Annotated in this window: 19 protein-coding genes; 3 read left to right on the top strand and 16 right to left on the bottom strand. The window is 43.4% G+C overall.

Annotation, left to right across the window (positions count from 1 at the left end; all coding sequences use genetic code 11):
- Positions 1–50 precede the first annotated feature (50 nt).
- The 13 genes from AC2Q9J_RS08190 to AC2Q9J_RS08130 form a co-directional block, all read right to left on the bottom strand.
- On the bottom strand, positions 51–1964 hold the full coding sequence (locus tag AC2Q9J_RS08190) for an LTA synthase family protein (protein WP_499038860.1): 1914 nt from the start codon (positions 1962–1964) through the stop codon (positions 51–53).
- Between the two features lie 181 nt (positions 1965–2145).
- Entirely contained in the window at positions 2146–2334 is a 189-nt protein-coding gene (locus AC2Q9J_RS08185; protein ID WP_499038859.1) for a YqgQ family protein, read from the bottom strand.
- Entirely contained in the window at positions 2331–2906 is a 576-nt protein-coding gene (locus tag AC2Q9J_RS08180) for a 5-formyltetrahydrofolate cyclo-ligase (protein ID WP_499038857.1), read from the bottom strand. The genes AC2Q9J_RS08185 and AC2Q9J_RS08180 overlap by 4 nt, the downstream gene beginning before the upstream one ends.
- Positions 2907–2964: 58 nt before the next feature.
- On the bottom strand, positions 2965–3114 hold the full coding sequence (gene rpmG, locus AC2Q9J_RS08175; RefSeq protein ID WP_081986929.1) for a 50S ribosomal protein L33: 150 nt from the start codon (positions 3112–3114) through the stop codon (positions 2965–2967).
- Positions 3115–3292: 178 nt separating this feature from the next.
- The gene (phoU, locus tag AC2Q9J_RS08170) at positions 3293–3952 is read right to left on the bottom strand and encodes a phosphate signaling complex protein PhoU (protein ID WP_499038853.1); all 660 of its coding nucleotides are present in this window, start codon (positions 3950–3952) and stop codon (positions 3293–3295) included.
- Between the two features lie 18 nt (positions 3953–3970).
- Positions 3971–4801 (bottom strand): phosphate ABC transporter ATP-binding protein PstB, encoded by an 831-nt coding sequence (gene pstB / locus AC2Q9J_RS08165; protein ID WP_499038851.1) that lies wholly within the window; start codon positions 4799–4801, stop codon positions 3971–3973.
- 18 nt (positions 4802–4819) lie between these two features.
- Positions 4820–5698, bottom strand: a complete 879-nt coding sequence (gene pstA, locus AC2Q9J_RS08160) for a phosphate ABC transporter permease PstA (RefSeq protein ID WP_499038849.1) — start codon at positions 5696–5698, stop codon at positions 4820–4822.
- Between the two features lies 1 nt (position 5699).
- Positions 5700–6626 carry a phosphate ABC transporter permease subunit PstC gene (pstC, locus tag AC2Q9J_RS08155; protein ID WP_499038847.1) on the bottom strand — a complete coding sequence of 309 codons (927 nt, stop codon included), beginning with the start codon at positions 6624–6626 and terminating at the stop codon, positions 5700–5702.
- 67 nt (positions 6627–6693) lie between these two features.
- A complete protein-coding gene (locus AC2Q9J_RS08150) occupies positions 6694–7647 on the bottom strand; it encodes a PstS family phosphate ABC transporter substrate-binding protein (RefSeq protein WP_499038845.1) in 954 nt (317 codons plus the stop codon).
- 161 nt (positions 7648–7808) lie between these two features.
- Positions 7809–10016 carry a peptidoglycan D,D-transpeptidase FtsI family protein gene (locus tag AC2Q9J_RS08145; protein ID WP_499038843.1) on the bottom strand — a complete coding sequence of 736 codons (2208 nt, stop codon included), beginning with the start codon at positions 10014–10016 and terminating at the stop codon, positions 7809–7811.
- Positions 10017–10129: 113 nt separating this feature from the next.
- Positions 10130–10738, bottom strand: a complete 609-nt coding sequence (locus AC2Q9J_RS08140; protein WP_499038841.1) for a superoxide dismutase — start codon at positions 10736–10738, stop codon at positions 10130–10132.
- Between the two features lie 110 nt (positions 10739–10848).
- Entirely contained in the window at positions 10849–11328 is a 480-nt protein-coding gene (locus tag AC2Q9J_RS08135) for a DUF456 domain-containing protein (RefSeq protein ID WP_499039125.1), read from the bottom strand.
- 233 nt (positions 11329–11561) lie between these two features.
- The gene (locus tag AC2Q9J_RS08130; RefSeq protein WP_499038839.1) at positions 11562–13193 is read right to left on the bottom strand and encodes a Na/Pi cotransporter family protein; all 1632 of its coding nucleotides are present in this window, start codon (positions 13191–13193) and stop codon (positions 11562–11564) included.
- 167 nt (positions 13194–13360) lie between these two features.
- Here AC2Q9J_RS08130 and AC2Q9J_RS08125 point away from each other — a divergent pair, with 167 nt between their 5' ends.
- From AC2Q9J_RS08125 to AC2Q9J_RS08115, 3 genes are all read left to right on the top strand, one after another.
- Positions 13361–13870, top strand: coding sequence for a DUF1189 family protein (locus AC2Q9J_RS08125; protein WP_499038837.1), 510 nt, complete (start codon positions 13361–13363; stop codon positions 13868–13870).
- 158 nt (positions 13871–14028) lie between these two features.
- Positions 14029–15150, top strand: coding sequence for a flavodoxin-dependent (E)-4-hydroxy-3-methylbut-2-enyl-diphosphate synthase (ispG, locus tag AC2Q9J_RS08120; RefSeq protein WP_499038836.1), 1122 nt, complete (start codon positions 14029–14031; stop codon positions 15148–15150).
- A gap of 12 nt (positions 15151–15162) precedes the next feature.
- On the top strand, positions 15163–15759 hold the full coding sequence (locus AC2Q9J_RS08115) for a hypothetical protein (protein WP_084246112.1): 597 nt from the start codon (positions 15163–15165) through the stop codon (positions 15757–15759).
- 48 nt (positions 15760–15807) lie between these two features.
- Here AC2Q9J_RS08115 and AC2Q9J_RS08110 read toward each other — a convergent pair whose 3' ends face one another.
- Genes AC2Q9J_RS08110 through AC2Q9J_RS08100 form a run of 3 tightly spaced genes read right to left on the bottom strand, consistent with a single transcriptional unit; the run spans position 15808 to position 17836 of the window.
- Complete coding sequence (locus tag AC2Q9J_RS08110) at positions 15808–16218, bottom strand: Fur family transcriptional regulator (RefSeq protein WP_084246114.1); 411 nt, start codon at positions 16216–16218, stop codon at positions 15808–15810.
- Positions 16215–17069 carry a metal ABC transporter permease gene (locus AC2Q9J_RS08105; RefSeq protein ID WP_499039123.1) on the bottom strand — a complete coding sequence of 285 codons (855 nt, stop codon included), beginning with the start codon at positions 17067–17069 and terminating at the stop codon, positions 16215–16217. The genes AC2Q9J_RS08110 and AC2Q9J_RS08105 overlap by 4 nt, the downstream gene beginning before the upstream one ends.
- Positions 17070–17071: 2 nt before the next feature.
- Entirely contained in the window at positions 17072–17836 is a 765-nt protein-coding gene (locus AC2Q9J_RS08100) for a metal ABC transporter ATP-binding protein (protein ID WP_499038833.1), read from the bottom strand.
- Positions 17837–18118 lie beyond the last annotated feature (282 nt).

Genomic DNA, 18118 nt, shown 5'->3' with positions numbered 1-18118 from the left:
ATCCTTTTATAGGATAATAAAAAATCGGACCTATCAAAGGTCCGATTTTTTTATTCTTTTGCGTTTGTTGCAGCTGGAGCTTCATCCGTCAGAAGTTCTCCGGTTTCTTCATCATAAAATCTCAAAAGGTCGCCGTTGATGATCGCTTCCGAATAATTCAACTGTTGCAGAGCGCGGTCAATAAACGGCTCACACCCCGTCGGATCATCTATTTCACCTGTTTCCAGGTCATAGCATGTTCCAGCGGCATAAACATTTTCTCCAGTAATAAATCGTCCATCGCGGAACACTGTGAACTCTTCATGTTCTTCTGAAAACAGATCATCACCGAACTGGATATCTCCATCCGATTCTACACCCATCAGATTCAAGATTGTTGGACGCATATCGATTTGGCCGCCAATCTCTTCGTTGACATGGCCTTCACCATATCCTGGAATATGCACAAAGAAAGGAACTTTTTGAAGTTGAGCGGTTTCATAAGGCGTTATTTCCTTCCCAAGATACTGGGCCATCGCCGCATTATGGTTTTCGGAAATTCCGTAATGGTCACCGTACATGACGATAATGGAATTTTCATATAATCCTTCGGCTTTCAATTGATCGAACAATTCTTTAACTGCTTCATCCAGATATCTTGCCGTTTGGAAATAACGGTTCAATGTACCTGAATTGGAATCGAACTCAGAAATCAATTTGTCTTCTTCATCCAAATAGAATGGATGATGATTCGTTAATGTCAGTAAACGGCTGTAGAACGGCTGCTGCATTTCAGTCATATGCTCGACCGACTGCTGCATGAACGGAACATCTTTCATACCCCAGTTCACAGCCTGGCCTTCTTCAACTGTGAAACTTTCTACGTCCTGGAATTCATCGATTTCAAAAGCCTGATACATGATATCCCGGTTCCAGAAACTTTTCGTGTTGGCATGCTGAACATTCGTGAAATAACCGTTTTCCCCTAACTTTTCAGCCATGGAATTAAAGGTATTGCCACTGTGTGTGAAGAATACAGCACTTCCTCCACGTGGATAAAGTGAATTTTCAAGAATGAACTCCGAGTCGGACGTTTTCCCGAGTCCGGTCTGATGATAGAAATTCGGGAAGTAGATCGTATCTTCGTCTTTCGTCAATTCATTCATGAACGGTGTGATAGTCTCGCCATTCATCTCATTGTTCAACACGAAAGTTTGAAGCGATTCAAGTGTTACTACGATTAAATTGCGGTCTTTGGCAACGCCGAACATTTCTTCTGACGGCTCCGCTTGGGTGGAACTCACATAATTGGTCACTTCCACTAATTCAGAGCCATTTGCCAGCGCGCGCTGCGCTTGTGATTTCGATTGAATATACACATCATAAAGATGGTAATTGTACATACCAATGTTTTTAACAAGCATCTCCCGGTCGAAACTCCGTGTCAACAGCTGCGGACGTTCTGCCTCAGCCAAACCTAAGTTGAAAAACATCAAAGCGGCTGAGAGGATAAAATATGCTTTTCTTTGAACAGAAGAAGCTTTTTCGCTGATTTTGACTGTTGGCAGAAATTTAATCGCCAGCAAAACAATCAGGAAATCCGAGAAGTAAAATATGTCTGTCCAGAAAATACTGGCTGCAGCACTGGATTTCAAATCTCCGAAATTCTGGGTTTGAAATAACAGCGGCAACGTGATGAAATCACTGAAAAAGCGGTAGAAAGCAACATTTCCGTATAAAATAGCTGATGTCACTAAAGTCATTACAAGAAGGTAACGGTTTTTAGCTTTCTCACTCTTGAAGAACAGAGCCAAACCGTACAGGAACAACAGCATACTTAACGGATTAATAAACAAGATAAACTCCTGCAATGCATTATCAATCGTAATCGAAAATGCGGTTTTATACACAATATAGGTTTTTAACCAGGTTGCGATGATCGCGATTGCAAGAATTGAATGTTTAGGCCATTCTCTTTTTAACATCCCAAAACATCCTCCTCTTTTCGATACAATTTTTCATTCATAATCAATTCCATTTCTTTTTGAAATTACAGTCCAATTGTGAATCCAATGTTTACTCAAATATTACATAGCCTCAACATAATATTTACCCTCTTAATAGACGGATGAAACGCCGGAAAGTTTCAAAAAAACGGAAATTCTTTTAGATTTTATTCTGTTCGCTGCGTAAAATCAGCAAAGCTGTGGAAAATTCTTTGGCAGTAATGAATTGCAAATGATATAGTTCCCTGATTTCTTCTTCCATTAAATGCAGGTCCGCTTTTTTATCTGCTGTATAGATTATTGTGCCATATCTCTTCAACAGCTGCATTACATCATATAAGTTATTCATCGGTTCACCCGCTTTGCTTCACGGCAGCCGTCCTCCGTGCAGATACGCTGCACTGGTATATCATGGGCCTCGACTGGCACGGAATCTTTAAGCTGGCCGGCAAATGCAAGAGATATGGTTGGTCCCTTATAATCCGTCAGGTAGCGGTCATAATAACCTCCGCCAAACCCGATCCGGTAGCCGTCATGTGAAAAAACTACACCAGGAACGATCAATAAATCTATTTGCTCAGGCTCTGCAGGTTCCGTTTTTTCGATTATAGGTTCCAGAAGTTTCATATATACAGTTTCCAATTGACCGAAGTCTTTAATGTCCCTGAAATCCATTGTGCGTGAAAGCGGTTCGCATTTCGGCACCACGGTCTTTTTACCGGCTTTCCAGCATTCTTCAATAAGCATTCGGGTATCAACTTCTGGAAATGCTGATATAGTAAGTCCTACTACTTCAGCTTGCTGAAATGATTCCTCTTCCATGAGGAACTTTATGATTGCTTCGGATTTTTCCTGATGATCTTTCGGATCCATTGCCTTTAACTCTTTGATCATTTCTTTTCGCTGGCTCGATTTATCCATAACAGGCACCCCTTTAAAAGAAAAAAGCCAAAACCCAGAGGTTTTGGCGGTCCATTCATTACTTCGTTTCACGGTGTAAAGTCATTTTTCGTTCACGTGAGCAATATTTTTTCATTTCAAGACGCTCAGGGTTGTTGCGCTTATTTTTAACAGTGCTGTAGTTACGTTCGCTACATTCTGTACAAGCTAAAGTGATGTTAACACGCATCGGTTTCCCTCCTAATTCTTTCAAAGATCATTTTTAAATAAGCAAGATCTATACGACTTAATTATTATAGCATATATCACAATAAAGTCTACTGATAAAATCCATAAAATATCTGCAGGGCAAATGAAATTTCAAAGCCATAAAAATAGCCGGCGGAAAGAATCCCGCCGTGCCATCCTTATTTATTCAAATCGTAATGCCTGCCGCGCACCAGATAGAATAATTGTTCCGCGATATTTGTGGCATGATCCGCTGACCTTTCCATGTATCGGCCGATAAACGCCAATTGGGTAATCTGGCTAATCTTGTCGGGATCTTCGCTACCCGCAAGCATTAACTGTGTCAATACCTGTCCATAAAGGGCATCCACCTGATCATCGAGCTCCGCTATTTCTTTTGCTTTCGCCACATCTTCTTCGACAAAAGCATCAATCACTTGCATCAGCATAGCCGTTGCGAGTTTATGCATTTTCTCGATCTGTGCGATCGGAGCCAAATGCTCTTCTTTTCCGAGTCGGATGGTTTCTTTTGCGATATTCACCGCATAGTCCCCTACCCGCTCCATATCTGTCGCTACTTTGATGATGACGATTAATCTCCGCAAATCCGTTGCAACTGGAGATTGTTTAGCGATCAACAAGATTACGCGGTCATTGATTTCTTCTTCCAGCCTATTGATCTTGACATCATCTTCGATGACTTCAAGTGCCGCATCGATATCATGATTCAGCAGCGCACTGACCGATTTCCCAAGAGCATCAACTGCCATCGTACTTAACTGGATCAGTTGGTCTTGAGATGAATGCAATTCTGTATCGAATTTTTCACGTACTGACAAAATGGAACGCTCCCTTTCTTAGCCGAACCTGCCGGAAATGTAGTCTTCTGTGCGTTTGTCTATTGGGTTTGAGAAAATGGTGTCCGTCTTATCGTATTCGATTACTTCGCCGTTGAGGAAAAACGCCGTCTTATCCGATATACGGGCAGCCTGCTGCATATTATGCGTCACAATGATGATGCTGTAATCTTTCTTCAATTCCTGGACAAGTTCTTCAATTTTTAATGTTGAGATCGGATCGAGCGCAGAAGTCGGCTCATCCATCAAAATGACATCCGGCTCAATCGCCAATGCGCGTGCGATGCAGATCCGCTGCTGCTGTCCACCGGAAATGCTGTAGGCGTTTTCGTTCAGGCGATCTTTCACTTCATCCCAGATGGCTGCGCCGCGCAGACTTTTTTCCACGATTTCATCCAGAATTTTTTTATTTTTAATGCCATGGATACGTGGCCCGTATGCGATATTGTCATAAATGGATTTGGGGAACGGATTCGGCTTTTGGAAAACCATGCCGACACGCGTCCGCAATTCCTCCACTCCATAATCCTTATCGAAGATGTTACGGCCGCGGTAAAGGATCTGACCGGAAGTCTTTACGGATGGAACCAGTTCCACCATGCGGTTCAACGTCTTCAGATATGTGGACTTGCCGCATCCTGAAGGTCCGATGATTGCCGTAACTTCATTTTCCTTTATATCCAATTCAATATTTTTCAACGCATGATTGGCACCGTACCAAAGATTCAATTGATTCGTTTCATAAACTGATTTGGATGCCGATGCAATTGATTCTTCTGATTCGTAGCCTGCAGTTTTGCTTTTTTGGTCTAATGCATGTGTTGTTGACATAGTAGAACCCCTTCCACTCTAATAGCGTTTCTCGAATTTATTGCGGATAAATACTGCGACTGAGTTCATCAACAGGAGAACAACCATCAAGACGATGATGCCTGCTGCTGCGACTTGCTGGAATTCCGGCTGCGGACGGCTGGACCAGTCATAGATCTGCATGGGCAGGGCGGTAAAAGTATCCATGACTCCTGCCGGAAGAAATTGAATGATGACCGGCACACCGATTACGATTAATGGAGCGGTCTCACCGATAGCTCGCGACAGCGCCAGGATGCTTCCCGTCAGAATTCCGGGAATCGCTGCTGGCAGAATGATTTTTACTATAGTCTGCCATTTTGTTGCACCCATTCCATACGATGCATCCCGCAGTTCTCCGGGCACTGAACGAATCGCTTCCTGAGAAGCCACAATGATGACCGGCAGGATTAAAAGGCTCATGGTGAATCCCGCTGCCAGGATGCTGTTGCCCAGTGCAAGCGCCCGGACGAAAATGGTAAGTCCAAGCAAACCGAAGACGACTGAAGGAACACCGGCAAGATTTGATATGTTCATTCGGATAAAAGTCGTTATCCGATTTTGTTTAGCATATTCCTCCAGATAGAGTGCCGATCCCACTCCCAGGATTATTGAGGTCGGAGCAACTACAGCCATCAGCCATATCGAGCCGATCAGCGCTGCTTTAATACCCGCCTGTTCCGGAAACCTGGAAGCAAAATTCGTCAGAAAGCCGAATGATAAGTGGCTGATCCCCTGTGTAACAATCTGGTACATCAAAACAAAAAGCGCTAATAAAGCTGTCAAAGTCGCAAGAAGGAAAATTGATTTGAAAATAGTATTGACGACCATTCTTCCATTCATCCGTCTGACGACAGTGTCATGTTCAATATATCTCATATCAATATTCCTCCCTGAAACGTTTAGAGACATAATTGGCTGCAATATTCATGATCATCGTGAAAAGGAATAGGGTGAAGCCAACAGCGTAGATAGAATAATAAATTGTTGTGCCGTATCCCGCATCACCTTTAGAGACCTGAACAATATAAGCTGTCATAGTCTGGATTGAACCGGTGAAATCACCATCGAACCGAGGTGTCGAGCCGGCCGCCAGGGAAACAATCATTGTTTCGCCAATAGCGCGTGACACCGCAAGCACGACAGATGCTACGATTCCTGACATAGCGGCAGGCACCGTAATCTTCCAGGCCACTTCGAATTTTGTAGAGCCCATTGCAAGTGCACCTTCCCGAATGCTTTTCGGTACAGATGACATTGCATCTTCTGACAGGGAAGCAATCATCGGAATAATCATGATGCCGACGACAATACCCGGTGAGATGGCATTGAATATCTTAATATCAGGAAAGATGCTTTGAAGCACTGGTGTAACGAATGTCAATGCGAAAAATCCATAAACGATTGTAGGAATCCCCGCTAAAACTTCGAGCATCGGTTTCAATACCCGCCTTACATTTTCACTGGCGTAGTCACTCAAGTAAATCGCTGCTGAAATACCGATCGGGACTGCTACCAAAATCGCAATCAATGTCACTTTCAGCGTTCCCACAATAAGCGGCAGAATCCCGTATTGCGCTTCTTTATTGGAGAATGGCAGCCACGTTGTGCCAAAAATAAATTCTGTTATGGATACTCTGGTAAAGAAAGTGATTGTTTCAACGATCAACGTCAGCATAATGCCGATTGTTGTCAACACGGATACCGATGCAATGAGGAACAAAATGAACGGTATCAATTTTTCCACGAATTGTTTGTTTTTCTTGCCTTTCGACTGCGCGATCATTTCCTGCACAGATTGCCGCATAATGAATCCCCTTTCAACCCCAAAAGGTGAGCAGTGGCTGCTCACCCTGTTTCTGGACTATCTCAGATTATTTCAAAGCTTCCAAGTCGGCCAAGCCTTTTTCATATTCTTCTTCCGGCAATGCTACATAACCAACCGCCTCGGCCATTGCACCGGCATTTTCAAGTGCGTATTCAAAGAAATCATAAGCCGCTTCGTTTTCACTCGCAGAGTCATTACTCACGTATGTGAACAGCGGACGTGATAACGGTGAGTATTCACCGGACTCAATTGTTTCATTTGTCGGTTCAACACCATCGATTTTAACAACTTTCAACGTATCTTTATTCGCTACATAATAAGCATATCCGAAGAATCCTATTGCATTCGGATCAGCTTGGATACCTTGAACCAATGTGTTATCATCCTCAGAAAGTGTAGCTGAGCTTACCAGATCCTCATCTTCAAGGATGACTTCATTGAAGTAATCGAATGTACCTGAATCTGTTCCTGGTGCATAGAATACGACTTCTTCATCAGGCCATTCCGGGTTGATGTCTGACCATTTTTTCTCAGAACCATCTTCGACCCAAAGTTTTTTCAAGTCTTCGACCGTTAAATCTTCAACCCAGTCATTTTCCTGGCTGACCACAACTGACAATCCGTCATACGCTAGCAGAAATTCCGTATAATCGATTCCCGCTTCTTCAAGAGCAGCGATTTCCTCTTCTTTAATAGGGCGTGATGCATTTGAGAAATCTGTTTCACCTTGCATGAATTTCTCGAAACCGCCGCCTGTGCCAGAGACGCCAACTTGCACCTGAACACCAGGCTGTGCGCCAGCGTATTCTTCTACAATACCTTCCATAATTGGTGCTACTGTAGATGATCCATCCCCTGAAACTGAACCTTCAACTTCTCCGGCTGTTGCTGAACCGTTTTCCTGTGCCTGGCTTCCTTCGTCAGTGCCGCCTCCACACGCTGCCAGCAGCATCGTCGAGCCAAGAATTGTTGAAGCCATTTTGAATTTCCAGTTTTTCATCAGTTACGCCCCCAAATAGTTTGTTTTGTTTACAGTCTTAACTATAAAGAACGATTGTTGAGGACGTATAAAGCCATTGTTAAGAAATTGTAAATGTGAAAATTAAAATTAAGGATACAAAAAAGCCCGTTCTGCTTATCGGGCAGAACGGGCTTTCAGTCTTATTCATTTTCAGCGTCTATCGGTTCTTCTTCGCCTTCTTCAATTAATTCATTTGAATAAGGAGCTTTAATGACCGACGGAGACTCCTCCATTTTTGTTTCGCGGAGTTCGAAGTATTTATCGAGTGCTTCCCGTACAATCATGTTGCTTGTCGGAGGCACTATACTAGTATTTGTCGTAATATAAGGAATCATCACAGCATAAGCAACTTCTGGGTTCTCATATGGCGCAAAACCAACATGCGTTGTTGTGATGGAATCTTTAGTATAGTAAGGGTTCGTTTTATCGTCATAGAATTGAACTTCAGCAGTACCTGTTTTTCCGGCAGCTGTATAGTCAGCATCCTTGAAATAGGCTCTGGCTGAACCTTGGCTTCCAATATAAACATTGCGCATCCCTTTTTTGAGATGATCAATTTCAGCCTGTGAATTGCTGATTCGGTTCAGTATTTTCGGCTCGATGACAGTTTCCACAGGGCCCAGGTTCTTTCCGTCTGTTGATGGCCCCCGTATTTCTTTCACAAGATGCGGCTCCATACGGTAACCGTCATTAGCAATTGTTGAAATGTATTGAGCCAATTGCATAGGGGTATACGTATCATACTGGCCTATAGCAAAGTCGAGTATCTTACTTCCATCGCTTGAACCGCCATTATAGCCAGTTCCTTCAAAAGGAAGGTCAATGCCCGTTTTTACACCAAGTCCAAACTGGGAAAATGAATTCCGCATTGTATCAAAACTGCTGGCTGAAATATCAATCGGTTCTTTATAAGCATAAGTTTCATTCGCAATCTTTAATGCAATTTTAAACATATAAACGTTGGATGAACGTTCAATCGCCATAAGATCAGACATCTGTATTCTATTGAATAGTGATTTATTGAATATAGACCTTTTGAGTGGCGTGTCTTTAATCTGTAGAGGTTCGTCAACCAAATATTCGTTCATTTCCACTGCATCCTGGGCATAGCCGGTCAAAAGAGTCGCACCTTTGACAGAAGAACCGGACGCATAAGCGGCAGTTACTGCTGCATAGGAATGATCTTGAATTACCATTTTTCCATTTTCATCCCGGTCAATCCGCTTGCCGACCATTGAAAGGATTTCACCCGTGCGGGGATCCATCATGACAAGATAGGCATCTTTCACTAACTGCGAATTGGGGCCTGCTTTTAATTGGCGTAAATGCTTTTCTACAATATCTTCTACAGAAGACTGCAATTCACTGTCAATCGTCAGCATCAAGTCTTTGCCCGGTTTCCCTTCATCTGCAGGAATCGTATCAATTACGCGGCCTCTGCCATCTGTGATATTTTTCACTACAGATTTTTGCCCCTGCAACACATGTTCATATTCTTGTTCTAAAAAACTTGTTCCAACACGGTCATTGCGAGAGTAATCGCGTGCCAGATAATATTCAAGGCTGCTCGAAGGAATTCCCTGTTCCGGTGTAGTGGTGCTGCCAAGAATCGTCAGGTCACTTGTCTTTACCCGTTTCCAGTCAGTAATCGTATTGACCCCTTTCAGTTTCGGGTCAGTCAATCTTTCCGATACACGGGCAAATTCTTCCGGTGTCACGTCTTCGTTTTTAATAATTTGCGGAGACAGTGCATAACCTGATGTCATTTCGCGGAAAATAGCCAAAGTTTCAATATCTTCAGCAGTTAAACTTCCTAACTCTTCTTCCGAAATCTTTTCGCGTATCAGCGTATCCAGTTTGCGTTGCTTTTCTTTTTCAGTGATTTCTTCATTTTGTATAGCTTGTCGTTCTTCATCCGTTACTTTCGCTGTTGCTTCCTCAGTGTTAAGCAATATATAAAAATCCTGTTTATCCCGTTCGGTAACACGTTTATCGTCTTTTTCAATCAGTTTCGCCAGTTCTCTTGCAGTGTCCAGCATTTCAGAGCGCTTTGTCGTCTGCATTGCCGTATATGTAATGGCACTGACCGGATCGTTGTCAACAAGAACGCGGCCTTCGCTGTCAAAAATGCGGCCTCTTGGCACACTGGTATTGACAGGCACTTCTTCCGTTCTTGCAAGCGCACGCGCATAATCCTCGCCTTTAACGATTTGCAGATAGCCAAGTCTCAGGATCAGCATTGAGAAAAGCAGGAAAATGGAGAAAAAAAGGACATTCATGCGAAAGACGGTATGGGATTTCAGCTTCGACTTCGCTTGGCTTACTCTCCTCTTAGTGGGTTGGGTCATTTAGTAAAGGTCTCCTTCCGGTGAAATATCCAAAAGCTAGTATATCATCGAACAATAAAAAACACACACTTTTTCAGACGAAAAAGTGTGTGTCAGGTTTCATTTATTGTTTATTATTTAGCAGCTTCGTAGCGTTTTGATACTTCGTCCCAGTTTACTACGTTCCAGAAAGCAGCCAAATAGTCAGGGCGTTTGTTCTGGTATTTCAAGTAGTAAGCATGTTCCCAAACATCAACGCCAAGAATCGGCGTTTTGCCGTCCATCAATGGAGAATCCTGGTTAGCAGTTGAAGTTACTTCCAATTCGCCGTTAGATAGAACAAGCCAAGCCCAGCCTGAACCAAAGCGAGTTTTTCCGGCATTTTCGAATTTCGTTTTGAATTCGTCAAAGCTTCCGAACTTGCTGTCGATTGCTTCCGCAAGTGCACCTGATGGAGCGCCAGTGCCGTTTGGAGTCAACAATTGCCAGAATAATGAGTGGTTGGCATGTCCTCCGCCGTTATTGCGAACAGCTGTACGAATATCTTCAGGAACAGCGTTCAAATCAGAAATCAATTCTTCTACAGATTTTGAAGAAAGATCGTCGTGGCCTTCCAAGGCAGCATTTACATTAGTTACATAAGTATTATGGTGTTTCGTGTGGTGAATATTCATCGTCTCTTTGTCGATGTGTGGTTCCAGTGCGTCATACGCGTAAGGTAGTTCCGGTAATTCATAAGCCATGATTAAATTCCTCCTTGAGTCTATTGTTCTACTTTCCTAGCGTATCAAAGTTTACAAGTTGATACAATTAAAATGCATGAACATCCAGTTTAATCAGACCTTCGACTGAGTTAAACCACGATAAAGAACAAAATCACCATAACCAATTGGATAATACCTTTCGTGAATACCGAAGTAATAAAACCAACAACGGAACCGATTCCGGATCTGAAAGCCTGTTTGAAGTTTGACCGGTTAAAAATCAGTTCTGCACCAATTGCTCCAACGAACGGTCCGATGATTATACCTATGATCGGTATTACAAAAGGTCCGATGATAAGGCCAAGCATACTTCCCCAGAATCCGGCCCTTGATCCGCCAAAACGTTTGACGGTATAGGCATTGGATAAGGCGTCTGCGCTGAAAAGCAGGCCGACGAACAATAATTGGATTAGCCAGAACCACCAAGGCAGGTCTGCAAACTCGAAAAACAGGCCGTACATGATAAATCCGCCGAAGATAAACAGCACTGCTGGTATGACGGGATACACCAAACCGATAAATCCTATTACAAAAAACAGTAAAACAACAATCCAGCCGATCACTTCCAATGCTTCCATAGCCGTTCCTCCCCTTAAGAAAAGCGTATGCGCCAGTTCAGACCGTTAAAGTCTGGACAAAATCCGCTCCTTTTATAGCTTTTACAAATAAAATAAAGTAAATAAATCTTTTTGAATTAAAAACTCCCTTCCATCGTGCCTTACATTTTTTAAAATGTAAAGAAAGATGAAAAGGAGATTATTAATGTCATGAAAATATTTTGGTGAAAGTGTTGCCGCTTTTCTTAAGCACGGTTGCCCAGAATAGCTTCCGCAATGTTAACTGAGTGGTCACCGATTCGCTCAAGGTTGCTGACGATGTCAACGAACACAATTCCGGCCTGTGCAGAACATGTCCCTTCATTTAAACGAAGGATATGTTTCTTACGGAATTTGCGTTCCATCTTATCAATCAGATCTTCCTGTTCCGCAACTTCACGGGCAAGCTCATGGCTTGTCGTATCAAGTGCATCCAAAGCTTTTTGGACTGTTGCAATAGTCAACGTGAACATTTCTTTCAAATCTTCCATTGCATCTTCAGTAAGATTTACCCGGTTATTTACCTGATAATCGATCAATTCAATGATGTTTTCGAAATGGTCACCGATTCGTTCGATATCACGGACAGTTTCCATCAGCATGGTATGGCGTGTTGAATCTGCTGCTGAAATCGATTCCGCTGAAATCAATACAAGATAATCAGTGATTTTGCCGTCCAGATTGTTTATTGCATCCTCCAGCTGGTAACCGGTTTCTGCATTTTTAGAACTCTTGGTTTTTAGATATTCATATGTTTCCTGAAGTCCCTGCACCGAATACTGACCCATGCGAAGGATTTCCTCTTTTGCCTGTCCAAGCGCAATCGAAGGAGATTGTTCGATGAAATGAATGTCGAGATGCTTCGGTTTGAATTCGATTGTCACTTCTTCACCCGGTATCAACCTGGTTACAAGATAAGCCCAAAGCCCAATTAATGGGAATTGGATGATTGTATTTGCAATGTTGAATGTTCCGTGAGCAAATGCGATTTCCATTTTCGGTTCCAATCCCAATGTGCTGCCGAGCCAAGCTACATAAGCTGTGAATGGCACAAGCAAAATCAGGAAGATAACAGATCCTATAACGTTGAATAGGACATGGACTGCTGCTGTACGGCGGGCTGCAACGGATGTACCTAATGCAGCAAGAACCGCTGTAATGGTTGTACCGATATTATCACCGAAAAGTACAGGAAGCGCCGCTTTCAAATCTACAAGCCCCTCAGCGTAAAGACCCTGCAGGATTGCAATGGTACCACTTGAACTTTGGACAATTAAAGTGAAGACGGTTCCTACTGCTACACCTAAAATTGGCATTTCGCTCAAATTGACCGTCATATCGATGAAGGCCGGCAATTCGCGCAATGGTTTCATGGCTCCGCTCATCGTTTCCATCCCGAAGAATAAGCCTCCGAAACCGAAAATAACCTGACCGATATTCTGTACTTTATTTTTCTTGAAGAAGAATATCAGGAAAGCACCGACTGCCATAATCGGCAAAGCGTAAGCACCTACATCAAGTCCGATGATGAAAGCCGTTACGGTCGTACCGATATTTGCTCCCATGATAACTCCGATTGCCTGGCGTAATGTCATAAAGCCGGCACTTACCAGACCGACGACAATAACTGTCGTACCTGAACTGGACTGAATTAGAATAGTAACGACAATACCAACCAAGACTCCCATAAATGGATTGGTTGTAAAACGATCCAATATATCCCGGAGTTTGTCCCCTGCTGCTTTTTGTAAAGCGTCCCCCATATATTTAATGGAGAAAAGGAATACACCAAGTCCGCCAAAGAAGGCGAATAGTATTTCTTGCCAGTTCATTTCCACGATTAACAATCACTCCTAGATTAGCGTATTGACACCTTGTCTATTATGAATAGTTCTATAGCGAAATGTAAATACCTTTAATAAAAATTTACATTCCCGTAACAAAGCGAAATTTTTTCGAATTAATATCATGGTAGGATATAAACATGTATGAAAGGAAGATGAAATTGAACATTTATCAATTGTTTAAGGCCAGTTTAATGGAACCTAAAAAGCAGGCAGCCGTCAGGATACTAACGATAGGCAAAATGATGCGCTTCGTATTTCTCTTTATCCTGCTTCTGACAATCGTTGCTTTTATCGAGTTTGTCATAGGCTTGAACAGCGTTTCTGGCGACTTGGAGGGCTTACTCGTTTATATAGAAGAAATCGAGTGGCTGCTTTATCCTTTGGCGTTTGTATTGCTATTTGTTTCCACTACTCTTTACCACTTTATAAAGATCAGTATATTCGCCTGGATTGGCATGGCGATTCTTAAAGCCCGTAAGCGCCGCGGAGAATACCGGCATCTGTGGCGGACTGCAGCTCTCGGCGTCACATTTCCGACAATATTATCATTTGCTGTCGGCTATTTTACAAAAAGCGAATGGCTCCCGCTGTTGATATCGCTGCTAACTTTGGTTTATCTTTATCTGGCAATCAAGTATTATCCCAAAAAGCCGCCGCAGCGCAATTAGGTTATAAAAGCTCTTTCTTGTATTTTACAAGCCGTGACTGCTAAAATAGCAATAGACATCCCTTAGTACCGGGGAGGAAATCATTTCCTCCAACAATCCGGCAGAAGAAAACCGGGATCGGCGCATCAGCCGGAATATCCCAAAAGGAGAGATAATTAATGAGTGAGATCATTCACCGTTCAAAAACACGCCCCGTTAAAGTTGGAGACATCACAATCGGCGGCAGCAATGAACTTTTCATTCAAAGTATGGCAACAACAAAAACACATGACGTGGAAGCGACAGTCGCTGAAATCCTACGCCTCGAGGAAGCAGGTTGCCAGGTTGTCCGTGTAGCATGTCCGGATGAACGCGCAGCATATGCTATCGGCGAGATCAAAAAGCGCATTAACATCCCTCTTGTTGTCGATATCCACTTTGACTATAAATTAGCGCTGATTGCAATTGAGCAGGGTGCTGATAAAATCCGCATCAACCCAGGTAATATCGGCAGACGTGAAAAAGTCGAAGCAGTCGTCAATGCATGTAAAGCAAAAGGTATCCCGATTCGCATCGGCGTAAATGCCGGATCTCTGGAGCGTAAAATTTTAGAGAAATACGGTTATCCGACTGCTGATGGCATGGTTGAAAGTGCTCTTCACCATATTAAAATCCTTGAAGACCTCGATTTCCATGACATCATCGTATCGTTGAAAGCGTCTGATGTTCAGCTTGCGGTAGAAGCATACGAAAAAGCATCGAAAGCATTCGATTATCCGCTGCATCTTGGCATCACTGAATCAGGAACTTTATTCTCTGGAACAGTAAAATCAGCAGCAGGCCTGGGTGCCTTACTGCAAAAAGGCATCGGCAATACGCTTCGTGTTTCTTTAAGTGCCGATCCTGTCGAAGAAGTGAAAGTGGCACGTGAAATGCTGAAAGTGTTCGGCCTTTCATCAAATGCCGCAACATTGATCTCCTGCCCAACTTGCGGACGAATCGAAATTGACTTGATTTCGATCGCCAATGAAGTCGAAGAATATATTTCCCATATAAAAGCTCCGCTTAAAGTAGCTGTTCTTGGCTGTGCTGTAAACGGACCGGGAGAAGCGCGTGAAGCGGATATCGGCATCGCGGGTGCCCGCGGTGAAGGATTACTGTTCATGCACGGCAAGACTGTACGCAAAGTGCCGGAAGATACAATGGTAGAAGAGCTGAAAATAGAAATCGATAAACTTGCACAAGAATATTTCGATAAGCAAGCCGCAGAAAAAGCGGAAGCGGAAAAACAACAAGTTTAAGGTAGTGATGCTATGAGATACCGTTTCGGAATCGATATTGACGGGACAGTGACTTCACCGACGTCGCTGATCCCTCATATTAACAAGCAATTCAACAGTGAATTGACCTTGGATGACATAAAAGAGTATGACCTTACATCCGCCCTTCCCCATTTGGAGCCTGGAGAATTCTATTCCTGGTTCCGGGAAGCGGAGTCAACCATATACGCTTCTTCCCCAGTGTCGGAAAACGCTAAAAATATTCTGAACCAGTGGAAAGAGCAATATGAATTATTCTATATCTCCGCTCGCGGCGAGAACGTAATGGATATTACGTTCGAGTGGTTCAAAAAACATGCCATCGCCTACGATCACATTGAATTGATCGGCACCCATAAAAAGATTGCTGCAGCGAAACGCCATAATGTAGACCTCTTTTTCGAGGACAAACATGACAACGCTGTAGAAATCAGTGAAGAGCTCGATATTCCGGTTATCCTGTTCAATACCCCTTACAATCAGGATCCGATTCCCGACAAGGTCATTCGGGTTTATAATTGGCTTGAAGCTGAACAGTGGGTAGATAACGAATTTGGAATTCAAAGCGCATTAACAACTCAAAACAAATAGAAAAAAGCCGATTGCTTCTCTGAGCAATCGGCTTTTTTCAACTAATTATTATTTACATGCAGGACATTTTCCATAGATTTCGAATTTATGGTTATCGATTTCATACGCTGGCAGCGCAGCTCCAAGCATATCCATCGGGCAAACTGGAATTTCCTTTATTTTGCCGCAGTCCATGCAGATGAAATGATGATGATGGGAATCACTTTCACAGTGCATGCGGAAATGGCGTTCACCCGACAGTTCCGTCTCTTCCAGTATTCCGAGGCTGACGAAAGTCGCCAAATTGCGGTAGACCGTATCATAGCTCATGCTCGGATAATCTTTTTGCATGACATCCAAAAGATCACGTGCCGTGAGGTAACGGTCGTCATTCACGAACAACTCCAGTATCTGATTGCGCTTTGAAGTTTCCTTATAGCCGTTTTCCTTCAGAATATCCCACGCTTTTACGAGATTCATGCAATCGCCCCTCTCTTTACACTTACAGCAATTTTTTTATAGATCAAGACTAGCAATAATAATAAAATCGATGTGACGACTATTGTTCCACCTGGCGCCAGATCAAAATAAAACGCTGATATCAGCCCCGCTATGACGGATGCCTCACCAAAGATGATAGACAATGTAATCGTCTGTTTAAAGCTCTTTGCTACTCGCATAGCAGCTGCCACTGGAATCGTCATCAGAGATGATACAAGCAGAATTCCCACGATGCGCATCGAACCCGCTATGACGAGCGCCGTTACGATCATGAACATGAAATGAATCCATTTTGCCGGCAATCCTGAAGCCTTGGCGTATTCATCGTCAAATGACAAAACGAACAGTTCCTTGAAAAAAATTACGATAAATGCAAGAACCACTATTGCGATAGCGACGACAATCAACAGGTCCTCCCTGCTGACAGCCGAAACCGATCCGAACAGATAGCCGAATAGATCATTTGAAAATCCTTGTGCAAGAGAGATGAATATGGCACCAAAACCGATTCCTGCAGAGAGAATAATCGGTATCGCCAATTCCTCGTAATGTTTATACAGTGTCCGCAGCCGTTCAATCAAAACAGATCCCCCGACAGAAGCGGCGATTCCGAGGAAAAGCGGGTTCAATGCCGAGAAAACTGCGACACTTTGGCTTAAATAGAGGCTGCCGGCAATTCCGGCTAGCGTTACATGGCTTAAGGCATCCGCAATAAGCGACAGCCTGCGCACGACGATGAAGACACCGAGCAGCGGTGCAATGACCCCGATGATCAGACCGGCGCCAAAGGCATTCTGTAAAAATTCGTAAGTAAAAATAGCATCAATCATTGTCAATGTGCGCCTCCCACATGATGGATTTTACGGACGGAATGCCCGTACCAGGAAGCGCGTTCTTCATCACTCAAGGTTTGGAATTGCTCTTTAAAGCCGTGGAAATGAATAGTTTGGTTCAAGCAGGCAACATGGGATATCCGGTCAGTTACCGTATCCACATCGTGTGTCACCATAACGAGCGTAATATTCTTCTCCCGGTTAAGAGCAGCCAGCATATCGTAGAATGCCTGTACATTCTGATGATCGATGCCGACAGTCGGCTCATCCAGAATCAGCATTTTGGGTTTTGCCACCAAAGCGCGGGCAATGAATACCCGCTGCTGTTGGCCGCCGGATAATTCGCTGATGCTTCGGTCGAGAAAATCTTCCATCCCTACCGACTTCAATGCATCCAGTACATCTTCATCAACCGTTTTCGGCAGACGGCGGAATAGTCCCGCTTTTTTAGCTAGCCCCCCTGCCACAACTTCCTGTACAGTAGCCGGGAATCCTGAATTGAATGAATTGGATTTCTGCGAGACATAGCCGATCCATTCACGGTGTTTGAAGTTTTTTGAGTCCACTCCGAATAATTTAATAGACCCCTTCGATGGTTTTATCAAACCGAGCATAATCTTCAGCAAGGTTGATTTTCCCGATCCATTAGGGCCCAGGATCGCGAGAAAGTCGCCTTTTTCCACCTTCATTGAGATATTGTCGAGTGCTTTGGTCTCTTCATATTCAAAACTGATGTCTTTAATTTCAATCAATGGCGCATCCATATAGCCGCCTCATTTCTAATTAATAATGATTACGATTTACATTTTAAAAGTATAAGTCAGTTTCAAGGCAATGTAAACCTATTAAACTTAAAAGAAAATTTATGGAAATCGATATTACGCAATACAGCTCCGCTTTCCTGGGGGCTTGCGCTGAGCTAACTCGGACTCGGTCCCCTTCGCCCGAGTGGATCTCAGCACTTCGCTCGAACCAGAGTTGGAAAGCCAACTCTGGTTCTGTTCCTCTGGGAGTCTTCGCTGTTTTGCTCCATATCTCTGAATCGC

Source organism: Planococcus sp. RAB007_Raresut, assembly GCF_057369535.1.
The sequence above is the reverse complement of the archived record's forward strand: the minus strand, read 5'-3'. Positions and strand labels throughout refer to the sequence as shown.

Bases quoted from the DNA above. Each gene is read 5' to 3' on its own strand.
- AC2Q9J_RS08190 (WP_499038860.1), bottom strand. From the start codon at position 1,964: ATGTTAAAAAGAGAATGGCCTAAACATTCAATTCTTGCAATCGCGATC.
- AC2Q9J_RS08185 (WP_499038859.1), bottom strand. From the start codon at position 2,334: ATGAATAACTTATATGATGTAATGCAGCTGTTGAAGAGATATGGCACA.
- AC2Q9J_RS08180 (WP_499038857.1), bottom strand. From the start codon at position 2,906: ATGGATAAATCGAGCCAGCGAAAAGAAATGATCAAAGAGTTAAAGGCA.
- rpmG (WP_081986929.1), bottom strand. From the start codon at position 3,114: ATGCGTGTTAACATCACTTTAGCTTGTACAGAATGTAGCGAACGTAAC.
- pstB (WP_499038851.1), bottom strand. From the start codon at position 4,801: ATGTCAACAACACATGCATTAGACCAAAAAAGCAAAACTGCAGGCTAC.
- pstA (WP_499038849.1), bottom strand. From the start codon at position 5,698: ATGAGATATATTGAACATGACACTGTCGTCAGACGGATGAATGGAAGA.
- pstC (WP_499038847.1), bottom strand. From the start codon at position 6,626: ATGCGGCAATCTGTGCAGGAAATGATCGCGCAGTCGAAAGGCAAGAAA.
- AC2Q9J_RS08150 (WP_499038845.1), bottom strand. From the start codon at position 7,647: ATGAAAAACTGGAAATTCAAAATGGCTTCAACAATTCTTGGCTCGACG.
- AC2Q9J_RS08145 (WP_499038843.1), bottom strand. From the start codon at position 10,016: ATGACCCAACCCACTAAGAGGAGAGTAAGCCAAGCGAAGTCGAAGCTG.
- AC2Q9J_RS08140 (WP_499038841.1), bottom strand. From the start codon at position 10,738: ATGGCTTATGAATTACCGGAACTACCTTACGCGTATGACGCACTGGAA.
- ispG (WP_499038836.1), top strand. From the start codon at position 14,029: ATGAGTGAGATCATTCACCGTTCAAAAACACGCCCCGTTAAAGTTGGA.
- AC2Q9J_RS08115 (WP_084246112.1), top strand. From the start codon at position 15,163: ATGAGATACCGTTTCGGAATCGATATTGACGGGACAGTGACTTCACCG.
- AC2Q9J_RS08110 (WP_084246114.1), bottom strand. From the start codon at position 16,218: ATGAATCTCGTAAAAGCGTGGGATATTCTGAAGGAAAACGGCTATAAG.
- AC2Q9J_RS08105 (WP_499039123.1), bottom strand. From the start codon at position 17,069: ATGATTGATGCTATTTTTACTTACGAATTTTTACAGAATGCCTTTGGC.
- AC2Q9J_RS08100 (WP_499038833.1), bottom strand. From the start codon at position 17,836: ATGGATGCGCCATTGATTGAAATTAAAGACATCAGTTTTGAATATGAA.